Origin of the sequence: Enterovibrio norvegicus (assembly GCF_002876705.1) — a bacterium.
Taxonomy (GTDB): Bacteria; Pseudomonadota; Gammaproteobacteria; order Enterobacterales; family Vibrionaceae; genus Enterovibrio; species Enterovibrio norvegicus_B.
On sequence record NZ_MDAG01000057.1, the window covers coordinates 548,407 to 564,851 of the forward strand.

A 16,445-nucleotide genomic window follows, 5' to 3' on the forward strand; every position below is an offset into this window, starting at 1 on the left:
GACTCTTCTCTGTATGGTTGGCGCCCATTGATGTTTAGATCGTAAAACCATGCATTTACTTCAACTTGTTGAGCGTCGAACACGACGCTGGCACCTCTCTTTAGGCATAGCGTCCGCACTCATGGTTTTGTGCGCGATGTTGTCACTTTCTGCGGGGGAGATATGGATTACACCGTTCTTCTATGACTCCCTGTTAGAGCAACAATTGCTGATGGAGCTTCGTGTTCCTCGCGTTATTGCCGCCATTGTTATCGGTGCATCTCTTGCTGTCTCGGGCGCTGTTCTCCAAGTGCTTCTTGGGAACCCTCTGGCAGAACCGGGTGTGCTTGGTATTTCTGGTGGAGCAAGTTTAGCGTTGGTGATTGTGCTTTTCTTATTTCCGTCCTTAGCAAGTCAATATGGATTGATGGCAGCCGCCATGTTCGGCGCGTTAGCGTTTACGGCCATATTGGTATGGCTTGCACGAAAGCGAACCATGTCGACGGCGAGATTACTTCTCATTGGCGTCGCGTTGGGCATCTTGTCTGGTGCGATTGTCACCTGGGCGTTTTACTTCAGCTCCGACTTAAACCTTCGTCAGCTTCTTTACTGGCTAATGGGAAGTCTTTCTGGTGTTCATTGGGCACAGCTATCACTGACTGTCTTGGTTGTTCCTGCTGTTTTATGGCTATGCACACAAGGCAATAACCTTGATTTGATGATGCTAGGGGAAACACCGGCAAAACAACTTGGGTTGAATATCCAAAGGCTTCGCTGGCAACTGATCCTAACGGTAAGCGTTTTAGTGGGTGCGTCGGTTGCGATGGCGGGTGTGATTGGTTTTGTTGGGCTAGTGGTACCTCATTTTCTGCGTTTATGGTTAGGGACAGAAAACCGTTTTCTTCTTCCTTTATCAGCATTGGCTGGCGCATCACTCTTGCTTGTCGCTGACACCATTGGCCGTATGGCCATTGCAGAAGCAGAATTACCTGTGGGTTCTGTAACAACAACGATTGGCGCACCACTGTTCATTTGGATGTTGTTGAGGCGCGTATGATTAAAGCTCTAAATATCGCGTTATCTACCCGATTACTGCCGCTTAACTTGAATGTCGAACCGGGTGAGATAGTGCATCTACTCGGCGCCAACGGAAGCGGAAAAAGTACCTTACTTGAGCTTCTGTCCGGATTGACCGAGGGGCAGGGAGATGTCTCCATAGACGGAAAGCATCTTAATGATATCGATAGCAAACACCTTGCAAGACAACGTGCCTATTTGAGTCAGCAGCAACGTCCTGCGTTTGCCATCGGTGTGTATCAATACCTGAGCTTAAGTTTGTCTGCGCTAAATGGCACAGACCCGAAATTGCTAGAAAAAGCGGTCAGTGAAATCTGCTTGCTGTTAGGCATTGAAGACAAGCTAAACCGAAGTACGGATCAATTGTCAGGCGGCGAGTGGCAACGCGTTCGACTTGCGGGCGTGTGTTTGCAGATTTGGCCTGACATTAATCCCGAAGGGCGATTGTTACTTCTTGATGAACCTGCGACGGCATTGGATATCGCTCAGCAAAGCGTGATGTACAAAATGGTGCGTCAGATAGCCAAGAAGGGCATCGCGGTCGTCATGTCTAACCATGACATCAACAGAACGCTCACGGATGCTGATCGCGTATTGCTGCTGAAAAACGGGCATGTCGTCGCTCAAGGCAAACCAGAGAGTGTTATGGATGTGGAGACGTTAGAGCAAGTGTTCGGAACACGGCTAAAGCGCATTCACGTCGATGGGCAGATGTTGATGCTGAGCGAATAGTAAAAAGACTTGCTTCGGCAAGTCTTTTTGCTTGGTATCACTGGCACCCAAGCTCGCGCTATTTAAGTCGCACTACTTGGTTTGCGCTACTTAGATTTGCACTACTTAGGTTTGTACTACTTAGGTTGCGCGTCCAATTTAGCTTTAATAAACAGCGGATGATCCACGTATAGAAGCTCTGCAGTTTTGCGGATCACGGATTCTTCCAACGGGTCCAGCCTGCCATCTGCGTAGGCAACTTCCCACATCGCTTTGATCAATTCGAAGCGTTGCTCAGGCTCAAGCTGACGCAATTTATCTGTGTAGTCGTAAAGAGACACTGATTGCGCTGATTCCCCCCGCGCTTGATCGACAAGGCTCTTGGCTTTTTCATCATCAATGTCGAGTAACACACTCAGCATCCGTGTTTTCGCGACTTCTTCCCGTGCGTCAAGTTCATGATCTGCGCCCGCCACTTCACACAGCAACCCAGCCATCGCACGTTGGTAAAGGTGCTCATTAGACGTTGCACTTCCGCCTTCATCGGCAAAAACTTCTCTCAGAATGGATGACAGTTTTGAAAACATGTTTACTTCCCATTTCAATTCGTATGACTGACTCGCCTTATTGCAGCCTAGCATTTCTTATTTAAGAGTGGCTAACATCAGGAAAAGTTTCATGATCCACAGATAAGAAAAAGCCAAACCCTTGAAGGTCTGGCTTGTATACGCTTTTTGCTTTGGCGCTTAACGCGATATGTATGACCGTATGTCGATCAGCGTCGGTTAAAGCGTCCGCGTGAAGAGCGCGCTTTGTGTGCGGATGCTGCTTTTGCTTGTGAAAGCAAAATAGATTCAACCGTTAACTCCATCGGCTCACGGGGTTCAACGCCGTGTGCAAAGGTGCGGGTACGCGGCGGCATTAAAAACTCAGCTTCGCTTGCTTTTGGCATACGCTTGAAGCGGTACAAATAAAAGTTTTCCAACTTCTCACGTGCCCACTCGGTTTTCTTCAAATACTTCACACTACTCGCAATCGTTGGTTTCGTACTGAAGCAGTTAAAGCGCATTGCTGTATCAAGAATTTCCCAACCGTAATGGTCGACCAACTGGCTCAACATATCTTCAAGCTTTAGGCCATGAAGAGGGTTGTTTTGTTGCAGTTCAATGCGTTCTTGTTCTGTCATGAAGAGTGTCTCCACTGGTTGCCGCGAACAACGCTTGTTCGCGACGTCTTGATTGTTCTAGCGACCGTCTAAGCAGTCTCGTTCTTTTCTTGTTTAGCGTGACGCCTATTATGCAACGTTCAACACTTTATGTTGATGCGCAAGATATTCGTCAAACGTACCTTGGAAGTTCACCAATGTTTTATCTTTAACATCAATGATTGATGTGGCAAGTGACGATACGAATTCGCGGTCATGGCTAACAAAAATTAGCGTGCCGGTGTACGTTTTCAGGGCATTGTTTAATGCTTCGATGGCTTCCATGTCCATGTGGTTCGTAGGTTCGTCCATCACCAACACGTTGATGTCTTGCATCATCAATTTACCGAACAATAGGCGGTTCTTTTCACCACCTGAACAGTTCTTGGCTTTCTTATTGACGTCATCAGCTGTAAACAACAAACGGCCTAAAATGCCACGAACCATCAAATCATCGTGCTTGGTGGTACGCCACTGCGAAATCCAATCAAAGATGGTCATGTCATTGTCGAAATCTGCCGTGCTGTCTTGCGGGCAGTAACCGATAGATGCGTTTTCAGACCACTTAACAACGCCTTCTTTTTGTTCTAACTCGTTCACCAAACAACGAAGCAGGGTGGTTTTACCCACACCGTTTTCACCGATGACGGCTAAGCGAGACCCTGCTTCTAGTAATAGGTTTCCACCTTCAAACAAAAGCTCGTCTTCAAATGCGTGTCCAAGGTTTTGCAGTTCAAGTGCTTGGCGGTGAAGTTTCTTACCTTCGCCAAAATCAATGGAAGGGCTCATACGGCTCGAAGATTTCACCTCATCCAGTTTGATTTTATCCATCTTCTTAGCGCGTGAACTTGCTTGTTTTGCTTTTGATGCGTTAGCACCAAAGCGGTTAACGAAGTCTTGCAGTTCACTAATTTCTGCGGCTTTCTTTGCGTTACCAGAAAGCAACTGCTCTCGGATTAGCGAAGAGGCTTCTAAGAAATATTCATAGTTACCCGGGTAGATACGCAATTCACCGTAATCGATATCTGCCATGTGGGTACACACTGAATTGAGGAAGTGACGGTCATGCGAAATGATGATCATCGTGCACTTACGTTGGTTCAATTCTTCAGCTAGCCAGCTGATGGTATGAATATCCAAGTTGTTGGTAGGTTCATCCAGCAACAAAATATCAGGGTTAGCAAACAGGGCCTGCGCCAAAAGAACACGCAATTTCCAACCAGGCGCAACGTGCTGCATGAGGCCAAAATGAAGATCTTCTTCAATACCTGCTTTCAGTAAGATGTCGCCGGCACGGCTTTCCGCTGTATAACCGTCCATTTCAGCGAACTCGCTTTCGAGTTCCGCGACTTTCATACCATCTTCTTCGCTCATTTCAGGCAACGAATAGATGCGCTCACGCTCTTGTTTGATTTCCCACAATTTGCGATCGCCCATGATCACCACATCGATAACATTGTGTTGTTCAAAAGCAAACTGATCTTGGCTCAATACCCCAAGCTTGTGTCCAGGCGTGATGGAGACATTGCCTGAGCTTGGCGCAAGTGCACCGCTAAGAATCTTCATGAAGGTTGATTTACCACAACCATTCGCCCCAATGAGGCCGTAACGATTACCGTTACCGAATTTTGCAGAAATGTTTTCAAATAAAGGTTCGGCACCAAACTGCATGGTGATGTTAGCGGTAGATATCAAAGAAGTATTCCTAGTTTTTAATGGTTGACGAATCCGGCGGTCGGAAAGATCAACCAGCAGAAAATAAAGATGTATAGATAGGCCGCGGATTATACAGATTAATTTAACAAACGACAGATATGAGACCTAAATCACGTTAGAAATCTGCATCTCAATGCCAATGAAGTGATTTGTGTGGCTGAGGGGAGTGATGTTTGGATGCTTTATTTTTTAGATACCAAAATACCGTATGTTATGCGCGTAACTCACGGAGCAATAAGGGGTTATGTCAGTGATGTTGAGAATGACGTAGCCCACTGTAAACGAATTGAGACTAAAGCCAATCAGTTGCTTGGTTTTCTAGTTATCGTTTGTAGGAAAGCAGAACAGAGTGGGGTGGAAGCAGCGTGGTGTATCGACGGTGAATACGCCATGATTAAAATGATGAGGTAAAATCCATCGGTTCATTTTCTAACGCTAACTGTCTGAAATAAAGCCAGAGATATTTAGTTAGCATTGTCTTAAATAAACGTTTTTAAGGCAATTTAACGTATCCAAAATGGGGTGGCAGTGGGCAAGAATCGATGCCTTAATTTCTTCTATCTTGTGTCATTTTAGCTAACTTTACATTTTGAAACATTGTTGCAACACTTTGAAGACTGTAGTGAGAAGTGGCTTAAATGAACGCATATTATTCAACATTAAGTGGTTGGATTATTCCGGTTACGCGGGCAATGAAATCGTTAGATATCGATCCTATAGAAACCTTGGTTAAGTTCGGTATCGACCCTGCTGAAGTGAATGATCCAGAAGGAAGAATTTGTGTGGAGAGCTTGGGAAACCTGTTCTCTTATTGCAATAAACGCGTGGGGCATCGACAGTTCAATATCGAAGTGGCGCGTAACTTCCACCCTTCAGCCTTGCATGCTCTGGGCTATACAGTGCAATCCGCTTATAGCTTAAAAGAAGCACTAGAGCGTGTATCGCAATACAAGCGGGTTGTTTCAAATTGTAGCAACATGCTGACCTATGAATCTGGGAATGAGCTGATTGTTGAGCTTGATGTATATCGCTACCCAGACAGCGGGCGCTTCGTGCTTTCTTCCGATTTAATTGAGTCATTTTTAGCCACGTTGGTGCAATTATCTAGGGAATTAGTGGGTGGTGATTTGAACCCGATCCGCATCCAGCTTACATACGCAGAATTGGCAGACTGTCCAGATGTTGACGCGCACTTTCAATGTCCGGTGGAGTTTGGTTGCGAGCGCAATGCCGTGGTATTGGATCTTGAGCAAGCTAATGAGCGTGCCTTTGGCAACAACCCCATTATCAACCAAGCGCATCTTGAAATTCTTGATCAATTTATGACGCGGGTAGATAAAACAAACCTGACCTATTTGATTGAAAACAAGATATTGGAGGAGCTGCCATTAGGCGCGCCGTCACAGGCGGTTGTTGCTAAGCACCTTGGGTTGAGTTTGCGAAATCTACAACGAAAGCTTGCGGAGCAAGGGACGTGTTACAAAGATATCCTCGATTGCACGCGTAAACGTTTGACCTTAAGTTACATAAGACAACCGCACATGAGCATCAGTGAAATAGGCTATTTGGTCGGCTTTTCAAACGTGGCTAATTTCAACCGCGCCTTTCGTCGCTGGGAAAACTGCGCTCCCGGCGAATATCGCCAAAATTACCTCACCGGAAATGCGTTAGTGGAGCACCTTCATCCGAAAGTAAGTTGATCTTTGCTTTCTCTTCCTACCGTGGTTTCCAAAAATTACATCTCTCATTCTGGCTTGTAAACACGCTATTCGGTGGCGGTTTACAGCCTCTTTCTTGTGCACTTTTTTCCGGTGTTTATTTGAAAGATAAGCCTTTGGCATAAATTAACAATCCGGTTCCTCCAGTTTCCCTCATAGTGGCATGTAGACCAACACAAAGGTTGTCCACCAAAACGTTGATGGTATATGCACGACACCAATGAGAGGAAATTCAATGACGAATGTAGAGCAAATCTCGGCGCAAACCTACTCGAAGCAGATAACCAGCGATTTCCTCGTCGATATGCAACGACTGTTTGATGGGCAAAAACTGGCGTTTGAAGAGGATAAATTCCCAAGTCATGAGCGTCGAGTCCGCGACCTGAAGGCGCTGAAACACGCCATTCTCGTCAACAAAGGTGCATTGCTTGATGCGCTGGAAAAGGATTTTCAATACCGCAGTCATGATGAAAGTATCTTGGGTGACATCTTTTCCTCTTTGTCTTCCATTGATTACGCCATCAAGCATCTTTCCAACTGGATGAAGCCGCAAAAAAGAGCCGTTGGCATCGTCTTTCAACCTGCGCATGCAAAGGTTATGTATCAACCGAGAGGTGTGGTGGGCGTGATAGCGCCATGGAACTACCCAGTATTCCTTACCGTTGGTCCGCTTGTGGCGGCGTTATCTGCGGGTAATCGCGTGATGATTAAAACCTCTGAATTTACGCCCAACACCAATGCCATTATCTCGAACATGTTATCGAGCATTTTTGACCGCTCAAAAGTATGTGTGATCGAAGGAGAGGCCGATGTTGCACGCGCATTCTCGTCTCTGAAATTTGATCACTTGCTGTTTACGGGGTCAACGGAGGTTGGAAGGCATGTGATGAAGGCGGCAGCCGAAAACTTGGTGCCAGTCACGCTTGAGCTAGGGGGGAAGTCGCCAGTCATTATTGACGACAGTATTGACCTCGACGAAGCAGTAAAACGCTTTATTTATGGAAAGACGATGAATGCAGGACAGACCTGTGTGTCTCCGGACTATGTGTACTGTCCGAAAAACCGTGTCAGTGAATTGAAAAGAGCCATAAAGGTTCGATATCAATCCATGTATCCCGTTGAAGAAGGGGTCGCACGACGTACGAGAGTGATTAATGCCAAACAGTATCAACGTCTTGTGGGTTACTTGGACGATGCAAAACAGCGCGGGGCTGTAGTCATACCGCTCGGGGAAGTCTCAGAAAACCCAGAAGATTGTTATATGCCACTGACGGTAGTGTTAGGTGCTGACCGCGACATGAAAGTCATGCAGGAAGAGATTTTTGGGCCGATTCTGCCCATTGTCGGCTACACAACGTTAGAAGATGTCATTGCTGACATCAACGATAACCCTCGACCTTTGGGTCTATACATCCAGAGTTTTGACAAAGCCTTTCAGCAAACTTTGTTGAACAACACACATGCTGGGGGGGTATGTATCAATGATGCTGCATTTCATGTCGTTGTTGATGATCTACCTTTTGGAGGGGTCGGCGCGTCGGGGATCGGGAGCTATCACGGGATTGAGGGCTTTAGAACCTTCTCCCATGCTAAGTCAGTGCTGAGTCGCGGCCGGCTATTTTTCAGTGACATGCTGTTTCCCCCTTATGGTCGCAAAATACATGCGCTTTTTTATCGGTTTTTTGTTCGATAAACACGAGGTGATGACACATGCACAATTTCATCGCCCTAGTAACAACAATTGCATCGCCCAAGAAACAACAGGGCCCCCCCTCGATATTCTGTATCACCTAGAAAACTTCGAGAGATCAGAAACTGAAACGTTAAAAGGAGATCCACATGCGAAAGAGTGAAGATGTGAAAGCTTGTAATAATCTTCCGAACTTTATCGTACAAGCTTGTGATAGGTATGCCGACAAGGTTGCATTTCACTGTGGCCCTTCACAGCTAACCTACAAAGAGGTTGAAGAAAAATCCAGAGCATTAGCATGCTGGTTTCAACACTATACGGCATTGCAACCGGGTGACCGGATTGCGATTCAGCTTCCCAACATTCTGGATTTTCCTATTGCGGCGTTCGCTGCAATGCGGGCTGGTCTTGTTCTTGTGAATACCAACCCCCTTTATACGCCAAGAGAAATGCTCCACCAGTTTTCTGATTCAGGCGCAAAGGCCATTGTTATTTTTGCCCCGTTTGCAGATAACCTTGCCGCTATCATCGATAACACCGATATAGACGTTGTGGTGTATGCGGGTTTCGCAGGGGATGAACCCTCATTACATTGTGAAAAACAATTAGTACAAACAGGCCTACCGCAAGCACTGTTAACTGGCCAAGATGAAGTGCTTAGACCAATAGTTTCCCCTCCTGATGCGATATGCATGTTGCAATATACAGGGGGCACTACAGGTCGCGCCAAGGGGGCGAGTTTGACTCACCGATCGGTACTGGCCAATGTTCATCAGTTTGAAGAGCGTCTAGAAGGCACAGTGATGCGAGGTGAAGAACTTTTTGTTTGCCCATTGCCGCTTTATCACATCTATGCGTTTGCCGTGAATTTGCTTTTGTTTTTCTCACAAGGGAACGGAAATATTCTGATCCCGAACCCAAGAGACTTAGACGGTTTTGTTTCCCTGATTAAGCCACATAAATTTACCGGCATGGCGGGGATTAACACCTTATTCGTCGGCTTGTGCCAACATGACGGTTTCAAAGCGCTCGATTTCTCAAACCTCAAGGTGACCTTTTCAGGGGGAACTGCCCTTATCGATAATGCGCGTCTCGCATGGAAAGAGGTGACTGGCGGTGACATTACTGAAGGATATGGCATGTCTGAAACGTCTCCAGTGATCAGTCTTAACATTCCAGGAAAAGAGCATTACGGCACTGTTGGTGTTCCTTTGGTTGGCACGATCGTCGAGATCTGGGACGTAAACGATAAATCAGTACCTCAAGGTGAGGTCGGTCAGATTGTCGTCAAGGGTGAGCAGGTCATGAAGGGGTATTGGAACAACGCCGAAGAAACGAACCAAGTGATCACCTCTGACGGCTATTTTAAAACCGGTGACATGGGGAAAATACTTAGCGACGGTTGTGTTCAAATTGTTGACCGCCTTAAAGACATGATTTTAGTGTCAGGTTTTAATGTCTACCCCAGTGAAGTCGAGCATGTGTTGAGCTGCCATAACGATGTGCTCGAGGTGGCTGTTGTTGGCGTGCCAGATGACACGACAGGCGAAGCTGTCGTCGCTTACATCACAGCAAGAGAGACCGTTTCTTTAAATGACATCGCGCTTCACTGCAGGAAAAACCTTACGCCTTATAAGATCCCAAGAGATATTCGGATCGTCAAAGAACTGCCAAAATCTGCCGTCGGTAAAATACTGCGTCGGGAACTTAGAGCGGAGAGCTGACGTTAGTCCGAGTGCCGCGTTACTCTGTTTTTACCGATAGTCCAGACGTCACAATCTCATTCCAAAAACTTATCGGTAAACTTTGCCCTGTTGTTGATAGCGGGGCTTTTTTTTTGGCTTTAGGAAAGGCGTATTTTTTCTGAAAAACGTACGGAATACGGCGCGTTTTACCTGCATCGCATTGCGCGCCTCTTTTGGATTAAATATATTGCTGCTCGTACGGAAGAATGACCATTATTTCGCAGGGCTTCATGGTGTTAGTCATCTGTGGTTTTTTCCTCGGGCTTTCTAACGCTCTTATCCACATCAAATTTCAGCAACATGAACAAGTGATATAAGTAAGGCTGAGCGCTGAGAATGAAAAAGCCCGGGTTACCGGGCTTTTTGTTGATGGATTGTCCCGTCCTAAATAAGGGGGGCTGCTCAGGAAAACTAAAAACGGTAGTTGGCTTGTACGCCCGCAATGATGAGATACCCCTTGGTTTCGTATTCATTGCTGCCTGCAAACAAACTGGTTTCCGTGAAGGTTTCGTCCGACCTATCCATATAAGCCAACCCTGCATCAAACGACCAGTTTGCATCATGGACATAGTTGATGCCCGCAGAATACCAATAAGCATCTTGGTCGGGGACGCTTAGCGTGGTTTCGCCCGCTTTTTCATCAAGCGCAAACCCAGCGCGGAGTTTCACCGCCTCATTGAGTTGATAGGTGGTGCCAATCGCCCAGCGCCAGCTATCGTCATAGGATTCAGGTTTAAGAAAACAGGTGCCGCCCGTAACAGAACAACCACTGCCTGTTGCCTTAAACTCGGTGTAATCACTCCATTGCGTCCAAAGCGCGCTGTAGTGGATTGCGATGTTGTCATTCAGTTGGTGAAAACCAGAAAACTCAGCCGTTGCAGGCAGGGGCACGGTTGAGCTACTCGATACAGTGCCACCGCCAGGCACAGCAACAAGCCCGGGAGTGTGATCGGTAAAATCGCCTTCAAGGTTTACATCAACACCGGCGCGATAGGCCAATCCAAAGCGGTTGTTTTCATCCAGTGTCACGAGTGAACCTATGTTCCAGCCAAACGCCACATCGTCGCCTTCCCAGCTCAGTAAGTTCTCACGTTTTGCTTCACCCGTGGCATAAATCAAACTCACACCCGCACCCAGACTGACCATAGGGGTAATTTGATATGCAATTGCTGGGTTGAGGTTAACTGAAAGCAGCGATGTTTCTCCTGCAATGTCTGGCGACGCGAATCCATCCTTAAGTTCCGTGGCAAGTCCATAGTTAGAATAAAGCCCTAAACCAACGGCGAGTTTTTCACTTAAAGGCTGAACATAGTAACTGGCAGGTACAACATTTGAAGGAACGGTATCGCTGGACGATTGGGCGTTAGAAGACCCGACAACATCGATATCCGCGTCGAAATACACCAAAGCGCCAGAAAACTCAGCGCGTTCAAACAATGTCATGATCGCGGGGTTTCTTCCCATGGCTGCGGCGGTGTCGCCAATAGCAGCTTCACCTGCGTATGCTCGACCCAACCCACTGGCGGAATCAAATGCAATCTGATAACCCGCAGCATGTGCAGTATTGATGCTTAAAGCGGAAGAAACAAACATTGCGACTCCCGTTAATGCGGTTTTAGATAAACGCGCTTTTGAACAATGAGAAACTAACATATCAACCTCCTTGGTTTTCTTTCCTTACTGCCGTGTGAAACACGTAAAAGAAAAGGGGATGTTTTGATGTTAAGTGCTTTGTTGAAAAGGTGTTTGTCTTGTCGTGCCAGAAGGTTATCAGGGCAGTGAACAGTGCAAAAACATTGAGTTACGGGGGGACGATAGCGGGCGGTTTGGAATAAGAACCGATAGAAAACGGGCTATACCACATAGCCCGTTGAGTGTTGCTCTACCTGCTAAAAACGTTATGCATGGATATAGCGAATGAAATAATCCATCAGCTGAAACTCTTGATGAAGATTAGCAAAGACAGCTTTAAAGTCGGTGTCTTTCGGACTACGTTCGACAATTTTCTTGGCAAAGTCAGCGATTTGTTCGTCTTTCACCTTTTTTGAATGAACAAGGTTCTGTTTGATGGCAACAAACACATCTTGCTCCGGTGTGGTTAACTCTAATTGTTGACTGGCTTCAATCGCTTCTTTGCTATTTCTATGTGCGGACAAGTTTTGGCTTGGTTGCGCCCAAACGTTGACTTGCGAGAGTGCCACGCAAGAACCGCCAGCAACTAGTAGACCGCGCATGGTTGCTCGACGAGTAAGATTAATGTCTTTCATTTTGCGTCTCCTAACCTTAGTTCCAAGGACTGACAGTAATGGTGGATGGCATTCTTAAATCGTATGCCCAACGTCTGTCAGCATTCTTGTCTCTAATCTCATTATCCAACGATTGAAGTTGAGATTGGAAAACATCTAGCAGTGGGTAAACGTTCGGATCGTGTTTGAACTGACCTTTCGGGTATTTACCGAGAGAACGGTGCCAATCTTCTGGAAGATCCGTAAAGATCCTCGAGAAGAAAAACAGACCAGCGCCGACATTCATTGGAGGGCACACGTTCAACCAGTCTCTCTCAGAGTAAGGATGCGTTGGTTCGATTGGGTGGTCTCGATAGAAGCCAAGCGCACCCAATTTCATGAACGAAGCCAAACTCGTAAAGCCGTGGTTGACGGACATCCAATAAATGATTCTTGAAACGATATCGACCAGTTCTTCAATCGATCTAGCGTCATCAGGGAAACCTCTAACACGACCATCGTGTGTGGTTTCATACAAGAATGCTTGTAGTTCTGTATCGTTAGTCACATCTTGATCAGAGTGATAGTAGAGGCGAAGGTAGCCATCAACCCATTCCTTGATGATTGGCATTAAGCGGTTATCGTCATGTTGGGGATAATCACCAATTTGTGCGAAGGAAGGGTCATTCATGCGATCAAATGGCGTGCTTTGCTCAAAGAAATGATATTGGTCTTTTCTTCGTACCGTGGCATTCACAAATGTCACACTGCTGAACCCGGATAAGCGCTGAATTGCCCCCGTCAACAATCCGTTATACGGGTTGTTGTAAACAATGTCTGGTCCAACAATAGGCGCACCAACCTCAAAAATCCCGGTGTGGTTATTGGTGACCAATGCCATCAAATGGGTATCAAGAAGTGCGCGCAAAGGGTGTTGATTGGGAATGTTGCGGAAGTAAGCCACAGGTATTGGGCCGAGGTAAACGTGGGTTGATAAATGATCTACAACCGCCGCCATGGACGTCATGGTTGTAATGGCATTCTTCGCCATTTGCCATGCCCAATAGTTATCCGCAGGCGTGACTATTTTGGATGGAGGCTGGGTATTCCCGCCATACCCAAAGATGTTTGCGAGCGTCCAACCGATGCCATCCCAAAAAGAATTTCCGATAGGGTGCTGTGTCGGCTGGATGGCGACAGTTTTTAATGTGTTGCTGTTCGTGGGCAGGGCGAACAACGCGATACCAGCATGCAGTCTGGCACCAAAGTTATCCCAATTACGCGCAGCCACGGTTTCTTCTTGGAAATCTTTGAAATCGAGAATAAACAGCCTTCCTTCCGCCATTGCTTGGTCTAAATCGTCTGCCTCAAACCCAGGCACGCGCTTGAATTTGTCATTGGTCATCGGAAATTTGTTCATGTGTTCTGTGAAGGGTTTTAGATAGTTAAACACCGGCGTTGGTGCTGCTGTCATCAACCAGCCGACCAGGTCATCAGAACGGAAGTCATTGTCATAAGGCGCTTTAGGCCATTGTTTAATCCTTGCGTCGTACTCTGGGTGCGATGGACAGAAATCAGGGTAGAAATCGAGTTCCTCAACGCTGTTACATTTTCGACTGGGGAAGGTTAATAGGATGGGATCGATGATTTCTATCGAAATCCGCTCAAAATTGTTATCAGCCACACTACTGTAAACAACCGCAAGCAAATCAAGGAATTTCTGAGCGATGTTCTGAGAAAGAACGATGGCTACAAAGTTTTTACCAAGATAGGCGATGGTACCTTCAAACAAGCGAACACCAACGAAATCAGCATCAGCATCATCAACATTAAAGTTGTATTCTTGTTCCTCCAATCCTCCGCGATAACGCCAATCTTTTGCATTTTGCACGTCATCACATCTGACATTACCGTGAACAACTGCACCGCGTAATTTCGCGTAGTCGAACACGTTATCGAGTTTTGCTTGGACCAGTGCTTGTTGCCTGTCATCTAATGTCGCGTTGTCGTATTGAGGTAAGGAAACGTAAGGGTAAGGGGCGACCTCATTTTCAACACCGCCCAATCCAAGAGGGGGACCACCGTCATCTATCAGACCAAAGAGATCGAACCCTTCGTAGCATTGGGGTGTACTTATGAATCGAGCACTTCGCTGAGTGGCAGCGCTATCTGATTGGGGAGCGGGCGCATTAATTAGCGCCCTAAGTTCTTCGATTTTGTCATCGCTCATCGTTTCGTTCCTTCATCACTGGTGGATACGTCACTTGGCTGAGTTGGTCAACGTAACGTTAATGTCCTCGTTGGCTATTACTCACTCAGTCTTCATGAATTACACAAGTACTGCCTTAAAGTTCACGACCACGTGCTTGCTGAAATGTAGGTGTCTACCTGCTCTTAACACGTAGACGAAAATGTAGAGACACAATCACGTAGAGGCATGGATATTTTTGATTGCAATCAGCACTCAAAAATCACTCAGTAACCATATCAAGCAAAAAAAGAAAGGGTTTATCCGAACACGAATAAGACTTGTCTTAACATTCCTTTCTGGCAAAGCGCACCATTAAAAGTGTAAAAATAACTGACAATGACATTGTCTTTTTTATGAGACTTAATACGAGTAGCAACGGAATCTCGCAGTGCGACCGGACAGCATTAGGCCATTTAACTGAGTAGGTTTACGGCAGGTGTATAGTTGGTCGCATTAGTGGTGACTAATTTATTAGATTGCCAGTCTGAATATGTGGATGCAAAAGTTGAAAAGTATGGCAATTTGCAACTTGTAGGTGTGGAAAATAATCGCCAGGGCTAGTCAATGTATTGAAATGCATATTATGAATGGTGAGGTGTAAGCATTCTTTCGCATATGAATATAAGAATATATTTATATATAAAACACGTTTCATCTTCACGCTTAATACCGCACGCCTAATTTCTCATTTATGCGCTAGATCAACGTAAACATCCTTCAGTCTTTGAATTTAGTCCTATAATCGATTTACTACGGCGCATTATTTAAATCTTTCTTAGTCAATGAGTTGAAGGTTTGGTGGTGTGCCTTCTGACTTACTTCTTCAATATTTGAAATGGCCTGTGTTTTTACATGGTGAATGTTTGAGGTGTAAGGAAAGGTAGTATTTAAGTCAAAGATGTGACTCGCAATTAATAAAAAGGGATTCCAATGTTGAGATGTATACTTTTTCTTGTTCTTGGTTGTTATTCGTTGGTTGGGTTAGCAGATGATAGAAAGCTGGAGTTTGTATTAAAGCAAGGTGACACGGTTATATTTGATAAAACACTTAAGATAGCTGAGTTGGATAAGGCATCGAAAAACCATACGTTGTCCTTTACATCACCTGTTTACCACCAAGATATGGTTTACAACGGTATGGACTTCATTGACGTGGCAACGTTTGCTGGCATCGACTTTGCTAAAGTTGAAGAAATCAAATTCCATGCATTGGATGGATTCATTGCTACGTGGTCAAAAGGAGTGACTGAAAGCCCATTAGTCGTTGTCACTGGCGAAGAGGGGAATGAGGCACTGTTTACCGATATCGGAGAAGGTAAACAGGTATTGAACCCGGGCCCATTTTACGTCATGACGACAGAGCCCAGTGAATACAAGAAGTGGACATGGCCTTTCCAAGTTTACAAAATTGAATTTAACTACGAAAAACCAACATCGGATTACTTCCCTGTTGGCGCAGACAAAGGCTCAACCGTGATGTCGGGTTACACCACTTTCAATAACCTTTGTATCTCTTGCCACTCTGTCAACTTGGAGGGCGGGGATATCGGTCCTGAACTCAACATTCCTCAGAACATTACAGAGTATCGAGACACGGAATACTTAATGGCGTTCATTAAAAATCCGAACTCTTACCGTGCTAAGTCTCGTATGTTGATGTTCGACCATCTGTCCGACGCCGAGCTTAGCGCTATCATTGATTACCTGACCTTCATGAAAGGTCAAAAAATGATGGATAAGATTGATCAATAATGTGCGTATTTGCTGGTGGTAATACAATACTGCCAGGTGTGCGCGCGTGAGAAACACAAGCACAAAAAAAGGCCCGTAAAGGGCCTTTTTAATGTTAGCTGGCAACGTTTTCTTTTAAATACTCGATAATATCATCGGATTCATACATCCATTCAACTGAGCCATCTGTGCTCTCAATGCGCAAACACGGAACCATGCTTTTGCCACCTTCAGAAATGAGGCGATCGCGCGCATCTGAATCTGTCCCCACATTCACCAATTTGATGTCGACACCCATGTATGTCATTGCTGCACGTACTTTTAAGCAGTATGGGCAGTAGTCTTTGTGGTAAAGGCTAAGAAGTTCTAAGTTTGACATGAATAATCCTTATACATCT

The 16,445-nt window shown here is 45.8% G+C and carries 13 protein-coding genes; 6 read left to right on the top strand and 7 right to left on the bottom strand.

Features of this window, described 5'->3' with window-relative positions; genetic code table 11:
* Positions 1-49: 49 nt before the first annotated feature.
* Complete coding sequence (btuC, locus tag BCT27_RS21805) at positions 50-1,036, top strand: vitamin B12 ABC transporter permease BtuC (RefSeq protein ID WP_102316461.1); 987 nt, start codon at positions 50-52, stop codon at positions 1,034-1,036.
* Positions 1,033-1,788, top strand: coding sequence for a vitamin B12 ABC transporter ATP-binding protein BtuD (gene btuD, locus BCT27_RS21810; protein ID WP_102392239.1), 756 nt, complete (start codon positions 1,033-1,035; stop codon positions 1,786-1,788). The genes btuC and btuD overlap by 4 nt, the downstream gene beginning before the upstream one ends.
* Before the next feature lie 116 nt (positions 1,789-1,904).
* On the opposite strand, the gene BCT27_RS21815 is transcribed toward btuD, so the two are convergent.
* From BCT27_RS21815 to BCT27_RS21825, 3 genes are all read right to left on the bottom strand, one after another.
* Positions 1,905-2,354, bottom strand: coding sequence for a tellurite resistance TerB family protein (locus tag BCT27_RS21815; protein WP_102316463.1), 450 nt, complete (start codon positions 2,352-2,354; stop codon positions 1,905-1,907).
* Positions 2,355-2,542: 188 nt separating this feature from the next.
* On the bottom strand, positions 2,543-2,953 hold the full coding sequence (locus BCT27_RS21820; protein ID WP_102316464.1) for a VF530 family protein: 411 nt from the start codon (positions 2,951-2,953) through the stop codon (positions 2,543-2,545).
* Between the two features lie 108 nt (positions 2,954-3,061).
* Positions 3,062-4,666 carry an ABC-F family ATPase gene (locus BCT27_RS21825; protein WP_102316465.1) on the bottom strand — a complete coding sequence of 535 codons (1,605 nt, stop codon included), beginning with the start codon at positions 4,664-4,666 and terminating at the stop codon, positions 3,062-3,064.
* Between the two features lie 659 nt (positions 4,667-5,325).
* Between BCT27_RS21825 and BCT27_RS21835 the strand changes: the two genes are divergently transcribed.
* The 3 genes from BCT27_RS21835 to BCT27_RS21845 all read left to right on the top strand — a co-directional run bounded on the left by BCT27_RS21835 (position 5,326) and on the right by BCT27_RS21845 (position 9,819).
* Positions 5,326-6,387, top strand: coding sequence for an AraC family transcriptional regulator (locus BCT27_RS21835; RefSeq protein WP_102316467.1), 1,062 nt, complete (start codon positions 5,326-5,328; stop codon positions 6,385-6,387).
* Positions 6,388-6,640: 253 nt separating this feature from the next.
* Complete coding sequence (locus tag BCT27_RS21840) at positions 6,641-8,098, top strand: coniferyl aldehyde dehydrogenase (protein WP_102396750.1); 1,458 nt, start codon at positions 6,641-6,643, stop codon at positions 8,096-8,098.
* Positions 8,099-8,244: 146 nt separating this feature from the next.
* Positions 8,245-9,819, top strand: coding sequence for an AMP-binding protein (locus BCT27_RS21845; protein ID WP_102396751.1), 1,575 nt, complete (start codon positions 8,245-8,247; stop codon positions 9,817-9,819).
* 432 nt (positions 9,820-10,251) lie between these two features.
* On the opposite strand, the gene BCT27_RS21850 is transcribed toward BCT27_RS21845, so the two are convergent.
* The 3 genes from BCT27_RS21850 to BCT27_RS21860 all read right to left on the bottom strand — a co-directional run bounded on the left by BCT27_RS21850 (position 10,252) and on the right by BCT27_RS21860 (position 14,295).
* Positions 10,252-11,493, bottom strand: coding sequence for an outer membrane protein transport protein (locus BCT27_RS21850; RefSeq protein WP_102396752.1), 1,242 nt, complete (start codon positions 11,491-11,493; stop codon positions 10,252-10,254).
* Between the two features lie 245 nt (positions 11,494-11,738).
* Positions 11,739-12,107, bottom strand: coding sequence for a hypothetical protein (locus tag BCT27_RS21855; RefSeq protein ID WP_102392232.1), 369 nt, complete (start codon positions 12,105-12,107; stop codon positions 11,739-11,741).
* A gap of 16 nt (positions 12,108-12,123) precedes the next feature.
* Complete coding sequence (locus BCT27_RS21860) at positions 12,124-14,295, bottom strand: lipoxygenase family protein (protein WP_102396753.1); 2,172 nt, start codon at positions 14,293-14,295, stop codon at positions 12,124-12,126.
* Positions 14,296-15,246: 951 nt separating this feature from the next.
* Here BCT27_RS21860 and BCT27_RS21865 point away from each other — a divergent pair.
* Positions 15,247-16,068 (top strand): c-type cytochrome, encoded by an 822-nt coding sequence (locus BCT27_RS21865; RefSeq protein ID WP_102396754.1) that lies wholly within the window; start codon positions 15,247-15,249, stop codon positions 16,066-16,068.
* Positions 16,069-16,162: 94 nt separating this feature from the next.
* Here the strand turns inward: BCT27_RS21865 and BCT27_RS21870 are convergent, their stop codons facing one another.
* Positions 16,163-16,426, bottom strand: a complete 264-nt coding sequence (locus tag BCT27_RS21870) for a glutaredoxin family protein (protein WP_102392230.1) — start codon at positions 16,424-16,426, stop codon at positions 16,163-16,165.
* Between the last annotated feature and the right edge of the window lie 19 nt (positions 16,427-16,445).